The 6459-nt window shown below is 47.1% G+C and carries 5 protein-coding genes; all 5 read right to left on the bottom strand.

What is annotated here, in order from left to right:
- Positions 1 to 261: 261 nt before the first annotated feature.
- A complete protein-coding gene (locus tag ACYVB1_RS05305; RefSeq protein WP_460921346.1) occupies positions 262 to 1152 on the bottom strand; it encodes an alpha-1,2-fucosyltransferase in 891 nt (296 codons plus the stop codon).
- A 112-nt stretch (positions 1153 to 1264) separates the two neighbouring features.
- On the bottom strand, positions 1265 to 2521 hold the full coding sequence (locus tag ACYVB1_RS05300; protein ID WP_460921343.1) for a glycosyltransferase family 61 protein: 1257 nt from the start codon (positions 2519 to 2521) through the stop codon (positions 1265 to 1267).
- A 66-nt stretch (positions 2522 to 2587) separates the two neighbouring features.
- The gene (locus ACYVB1_RS05295; RefSeq protein WP_460921341.1) at positions 2588 to 3592 is read right to left on the bottom strand and encodes a glycosyltransferase family 2 protein; all 1005 of its coding nucleotides are present in this window, start codon (positions 3590 to 3592) and stop codon (positions 2588 to 2590) included.
- 64 nt (positions 3593 to 3656) lie between these two features.
- Positions 3657 to 5423: a glycosyltransferase family 2 protein gene (locus ACYVB1_RS05290; protein WP_460921338.1), complete on the bottom strand. Its 1767-nt coding sequence runs from the start codon at positions 5421 to 5423 to the stop codon at positions 3657 to 3659.
- 9 nt (positions 5424 to 5432) lie between these two features.
- Positions 5433 to 6452: a polysaccharide deacetylase family protein gene (locus ACYVB1_RS05285; RefSeq protein ID WP_460921336.1), complete on the bottom strand. Its 1020-nt coding sequence runs from the start codon at positions 6450 to 6452 to the stop codon at positions 5433 to 5435.
- Between the last annotated feature and the right edge of the window lie 7 nt (positions 6453 to 6459).

Here is a 6459-nt window from a genome sequence, read left to right as displayed (position 1 = left end):
CCGCATCGCCACCCGATACGACAAGACTGCCTCTAGCTTTCTGGCATTCCTGCACCTGGCTGCAGCCATGACACTGCTGCTATAATTGTCAACGCAGCCTAGAAGGTTTATGTAAGAACTCAGTACAATAAGGACATAGATGTGCAGAAAGATCAGGAAGTTTAGCTGCGGATGTGCTCATATCAGAGGTACCAGGTAAAGCACATGGAAAAGCTTTATGTGTGTGCAAAACAGGGGAATAATAAGACTGCACTACAGCGCTTACATTTTAACCCAGGAAGGAAGCTGAATCTGGATATTTTTATTCATCTCCGGGTCTACAACCCAGCTTTCAGGGGCTATTACTACCTTTTCTGGGTTCTTGTTTAGAAATGCCCCCCACCAGCTGAAGGTGCTGTTCGCTATAATGTTGTGGCGGCACTGGCTCATGGCATCTAACTCCAGGTAATCTTTTGTCCCACCCTCAATATCCACGAATGTCATCGGGGCATCCATCTTTAAATTATCTTTTGCCCAGTCTAAATCATCAGAAAAGACGAAGTAATGCGGGTCCTTCACAATGCTGTTCATATAGCCCATTGCCCTTTCGTAATACGTTATCGGCATTACGCCATAAAAAGCGAGATTGTTTGGATCGTTTACATAATCACCTCTCCTGATATGCATAGAAACTGAAGCATCATTCTCCCTGATAGCTTTCAAGGAACTTATAAAGGAGGTTGCGGCAGTTTTTTTTAGCGTTAGCTCTTGTTGTATTCCTGTATCGAGGTTCTCATAATACTTATAGTGTTGCCAGAAGCCTTCCAGCAGCACGCTCGAGGAGATCATCATCAAATCAGGTTCATACCTCCAATATTCACTTTCTATAAAATACTTCCGCTTATACTTGGGCCGGCGCTGGTCTATTTTCCGATACAACTTTGCATACAGGGAGCTGCTATAATATTCTCCAATAAGTTTGTCTACCTCACTTTCAGTGGCAAGAACTTCCTCTATATTGAAGTGGTGTAACTTATAGCTTCTTCCGTCTTCTTTTCCCAAGTTAGAGATGTACAGTTTTAGCGTTGTCTTGTTTTTGTTAGCCAGCTGTTTTCCCATAACATACTGGAAAAGCTGATTACCTAAACCTCCTGCTAATGTCACTACAACCATGATCTCTGAAGTTTTACTAGTATATATCTATGCACAATTAATTTTGTGTGTACTTTGATGTTTATCCATAACTGAAAGCCAAACCTCAAAACGGTATGAGCTATGATAAGAATTAAACAGTCGTATCAACAACTGCAGGTTGCTGCAAAGCCTGAACCAGCGTTTCTTCCAGCTCTGACACATTCACCAGCAAGTCTGCATCATTCAGTTTAACAGCATCATCTGAAAGGCTGATGCGCTTATCAGCCATGGAACAGGGAACAGAATAATATGGCAGGCCAATACTGGATGCCATCAGGTAATAGGCATCATTCAGCAAAGCCTCATTCATCATTTCCACCACTGTTGCCCCGGTATGCAGAAAGAGAATGTTCACCATATTCGAACCATGTACACTGACAAAGACTGCTGTTTCCAGCATGAGCTGCACCTGCTCCACAAAAGTAAGGTCTTCGAAACAGACAGTTTCAAACCCGTATTTAGCTAAAACAGGGAGCACTTCATGCTCATTTAACAGCCGACGCGTCTTCTGACGGCTGCGGGAGACAAATATTTTTCTTACAGGAGCAACTGGCTTTTTGCTCATTTGCTGCAGCAGCTTTCTTCTGACGGTAACAATCAGTTCTTCCTCCTCAGGTTTTGGCACGGGAACAGGCATGGAGGAAGTTTCTTTTCCTTCAGCGGCTGCTGCTTTCCTGCTTTTGTATTGGTGCAAATCGCCAAACTCCTCCTCCTCATAATATACCAGTTCCGGAAGTACGAGTTGATGCACCTTTAGCACCACATCATCTCTCCTGCTTAAGAGCAGTACCTTTTCAAACCCCAGCATGGCTATGGTGGTGCGTATGTATGCCGGAGTAGGCTCAGGAAGAAGTATGACCGCATCCGGAAATTTCTTTTGAACCAGCAGCAGCCGGGGCAATGACTCTATCATCCAGTGGTAATAGTTTTCGGCAGACCAGTTATCATAGGCAAGTGCCACAGTTTCTGTACTAGGCACTTGCCGGGTGTTCTTCGCCCACTGTTTCAGGAACACCCCCCCTTTACGGTACAGGGGGATGTCCCTTAACCAGGGCAGGCTTGGGGTAAAAATTCTCAGGTTTTTAAATACAACGGCACGCCCACTTACCCACACATTAGTCAAAACGAATATCCGGCGCTTGGGAATACGCTTGGTTTTAACAAACTGCCTGGCAAAGGGCTCCGGAAGCATATCAAAATTAACAGGCAGCGATACAGGCAGCGAAAGCACAGGAGGCAAAACATCCACTGCTTTTGTCTCCTTCCAAAGCGGTAGTACACGTGCAACCAGAGAGCATGAACGAAAGGCCGCTTCACGAATTAGGTTCCTGATCACTGTAGCTTTCATGAATCCTTGGTATTAGATTAACTTCTGATAAGGTTGCCTTTGCTAAAGCGCATTGTCTTGGTTTGTTTATGCCACCCGTAGTAAATATGATTTTGCCATCCGGTATAGCAGCTTAAAATAACCTGCCCTGAGCAACAGTATGACGCTTTTGTAATGGGGAAGGTTCTTTGCGAAGTACGTGATAATGAACCGCCTTTTATACTCCGCTGCTTCCTTGATGGCTACTGGATCCCGGTTTACATTTTCCTTTTCAAGGATATGCTTTGTCAGCCTGTCCAGCTCCCCGATACATGCCAGCACTCTGCTCACACTCTGCTCAGCCAGCAAGGGTTCAAAATTATGCTGCAGGCACTCAATACAGCTGTCTTTCATGGTGTAGTGCTGGCCTGCATAGTAGCGGAAGTTACGTAACAACTGCTCCTGCTGCGCCTGTGCATACTCTTCTTTCTTAAGCACCTGGTGCAGGCTCTGGTTTGTCACCCGGTAATCCAGCAGCACCTCTGGCAGGTTATAGAAGGAATACTTCCTGCTTAACTGCCAGAAAAGCTCAAAGTCCTCCGCATACGGCACTGCGTACATGCCCACCTCCTCTACGGCGCTCTTCCGGTACATTACCGTAGGATGATATATCCAGCAGATAAACGTGAGGTTATAATAGAAGTATTTGCTTTCGAACTGGTCCTGCCGTACAAACTCCCCGTTTTCCGATATCACACGCACCAGGGAAGACACCATTGCACAGGAAGGATTTGCCTCCATATACGCCAGCTGCTTTGCCAGGCGGTCAGGGTAACTGATATCATCGGCATCCATGCGGGCAATGTACTTTCCTGCAGCCAGTTCTATTCCTTTATTCAGTGTGGCCGAGATGCCCAGGTTCTTCTCATTCTGAATAAACCGGATGCGTGGGTCAGTATACGACTGCACAATCTCCACACTCCTGTCATTAGACCCGTCATCAATTATCAGAAACTCAAAATCCCGGAATGACTGCTGCAATATGCTATCTATTGCCTCTGCCAGGAATTTTGCGGCATTATAAACAGGCATCAAAACGGTAAGCTGCGGCATGTACAAGAATTTTTATTCAACAAAAGCCAATGGCACCTCTGTTCGCAGAATCAACAATCTAAGCCTATTTCCAGCCCGTAAGCTGCGACTTCACAAAATGCTTGATAGGTTCCGGAGCAGCTCTTTTCAGTACCCGAACAGCCTTGCGCGGAACCGTATCAGTCATATAGAAAAGAACCTGGTGGTGGTAGGGGAACAAAGCCTTTCTTAAAAGAGCCAGCAAATGCTTGTCTTTGATATTTTGCTGTTGTAAATAGGCTGCCAGCCATTCCAGGTAGTATTTTCTTACCTTATGGTAGTGCCCCTCCTCTTTAACCCATTTTATAAGTGAACCCGGCCTCTGCCTGTATAAATTGTTGAGGTTAGAAGAGATAAACACCTGCTCCTGCAGGTATACCTTCGTTAAGAATGCCTGATCCTCATACAGCTGGTATTGTTTCGTAAAAGACTCCTCAAAGCCTCCGACACGTAACACTGCCTCTTTTCTCAGCATCAGGGCACAAGGGCCTGGCGCATCTCCTTTTCCCAGGGGGTACAGCTGGTACATGAGCTGAAAAGGATGGTATACCTGATCCTGAGGCGCCCCAACGGGTATTCTAATGTCTCTTCGTTTCGGATCATTCCAGCTATACCAGTGGATGGAGCCTTCCGCCACCATGCCCACTTCGGGGTACTGCTGAAAAATCGCCACCTGGCTCCAAAGCTTTTCAGGCAGCCACACGTCGTCGGCATCCAGGAAAGCAACCAACTCCCCATTGGCATGTGCGATGCCATGGTTGCGGCTGGCACTCAGCCCTCTGTTGCGATGGCTTTCATGCTCCAGGTAAAAAATCCTGTCCGGGTACCGGGCCGCATAGTCTTTTGCAATGGACGTGCTGCTGTCAGTGGATCCATCGTCCACCAGCATCAGTTCCCAGTTATCGTAATCCTGCTGCAAAACACTTTCTACAGCCTCTCCTAAAAACTTCTCCTCGTTCAGAAAAGCGATGACAACAGAAACAAGGGGCGGGGGCTGCAGGGCTTTATCTAATAATTTGTCTACTTCCGGATAGCTGATGGCACACGTCTGCATGTAGTTTTCGAGCCACACCAGAAAGCGCCTTCTTACTTGGTTGTAGTCCTGCCACCTGCGGGATGTACCAACAAGAGAATCTTTTCGCTGCCGGTAACGGTTCTGGCACAGGGAGGACACATAAACAGACTCATTCAGATAAATTTTGCTTAGAAACACCTGGTCTTCATACATACCTGTAAAGGCCTCATCAAAGCCCCCATGCTTTACCAGCACATCTTTCCTGATAAGGATGCCACATACGCAGGGTGCTGCCCCATAGCCGAGGGGATACAGGTCCAGCATTAACTGTGGTGGCGAATACGTCGTGTCCTGTTTTGTACCAATGGGAATTACAACATCTGCTCTTTCGGCATCATCCCAGCTGTACCAGTACTCTGTACCCTCGCACACCATGGCAACAGACTGCTGCTGCATAATCCTGACCTGGTTTGATAACAGGCCTGGCAACCATACATCATCCGCATCCAGGAACGCAACATACGCTCCTTTTGCATGTGCAATAGCAAGGTTCCGGCTGGAACTTAAGCCCTTGTTGCTGTGCCCCTCATGCTCCAGGTAAACAATTTTGCCTGGGTATTTCTGTGCGTAGGCTTTGGCAATAACTGTGCTGTTATCTGTTGAGCCATCATCTACCAGCATTACCTCCCAGTTAGGGTAGTCCTGGGCCAGAACACTCTCTAGTGCCTCCTCCATAAACCTCTCCTCATTCAGAAAGGCTATGATGACAGAAACAAGCGGTGACGTTGAATGTGACATATCGTTATTTTAGATGCTGTACTTCCATAACTGCAGTTGCTTCCTGAATGCTGGCGCTGCCAGGTTCTTGACCTGAAACCGACCCAGCCTGTGGGGGTGCGCGTTTTTAATAACTGCTTTTTCTTCTGTCGTGAACGCGGCCTCAAACGCTGACGTGCCTGCTATTGCCATACTCTCGTGGTTGTAGTTGCCATAAGGATATGTCAGAAGATCTATCTGTTTATGTGCTACTTCCTCTAAAAAGCGTTTATTCTCCAGTATCTCCTTCTCCTGAAATTCCCGCGTATGATAGGTGAGGGCCGCATGAGACACTGTGTGGGCTCCCAAATCAAATAATTCTTCCTGCTCCAGTTCCTGCAACTGTTCCCGCGACATCATACCACATTCCGGCCTTGCCCCAACTGAAGCACCGGCCCAATCTCTTATCATCTGTAGTTGACGCTGTTGCTCCTTCGGGGGCAGCGGTTTCAAGTTCTCCCACAGTTTATAAAAGAGCCTGCCTCTTTTGGTAGGAGGTTCCTCTTCACATGCTATCCAGGCTTTATGCTTCTGCCGAAGGGGTGGGTTTAGGAGCGTCTCTTCCTTAAGCTCGAAATTTATCTGCTCACCGCCAACCTCCAGAGCCATAGCAGCAGGAAGCACCTCAGAGAAAAGAATAAGATGCTCCAGCTCGTCCCACCAGAATTCCTTTTGCTGCCCTACGTTACCGGAGGCAATAAAAAAAGTGGCGGGCACCCCGTATTTTTCCAGCAGTGGCTTTGCCGTCAGGTAATTATCCACATAGCCATCATCAAAAGTAATGGCTATGCTGTTTTTTTTCACTTCTCCCCTTTTGAGCCCTTGTACCATCTCCCTCAAAGGCATAACGTGATAGCCTTTTTTCAGTACCTGCAGCTGCTGCTCAAAATTTTCAGGGCTCACCGATACCTCCCACACATCCGACTCCGGCTCAGCTATCCTGTGATACATGAGCACAAGCGCCTTAGGAGCGACATACTTATAATAGATATAGCGTAAACGTTCCCTCAATGTGTCG

It is taken from the genome of Pontibacter brevis (genome assembly GCF_054779655.1).
Note: the sequence above shows the minus strand (reverse complement) of the source record. Positions and strands in the feature narration are given on the sequence as shown.

Bases quoted from the DNA above. Each gene is read 5' to 3' on its own strand.
- ACYVB1_RS05290 (WP_460921338.1), bottom strand. From the start codon at position 5,423: ATGTCACATTCAACGTCACCGCTTGTTTCTGTCATCATAGCCTTTCTG.
- ACYVB1_RS05300 (WP_460921343.1), bottom strand. From the start codon at position 2,521: ATGAAAGCTACAGTGATCAGGAACCTAATTCGTGAAGCGGCCTTTCGT.
- ACYVB1_RS05295 (WP_460921341.1), bottom strand. From the start codon at position 3,592: ATGCCGCAGCTTACCGTTTTGATGCCTGTTTATAATGCCGCAAAATTC.
- ACYVB1_RS05305 (WP_460921346.1), bottom strand. From the start codon at position 1,152: ATGGTTGTAGTGACATTAGCAGGAGGTTTAGGTAATCAGCTTTTCCAG.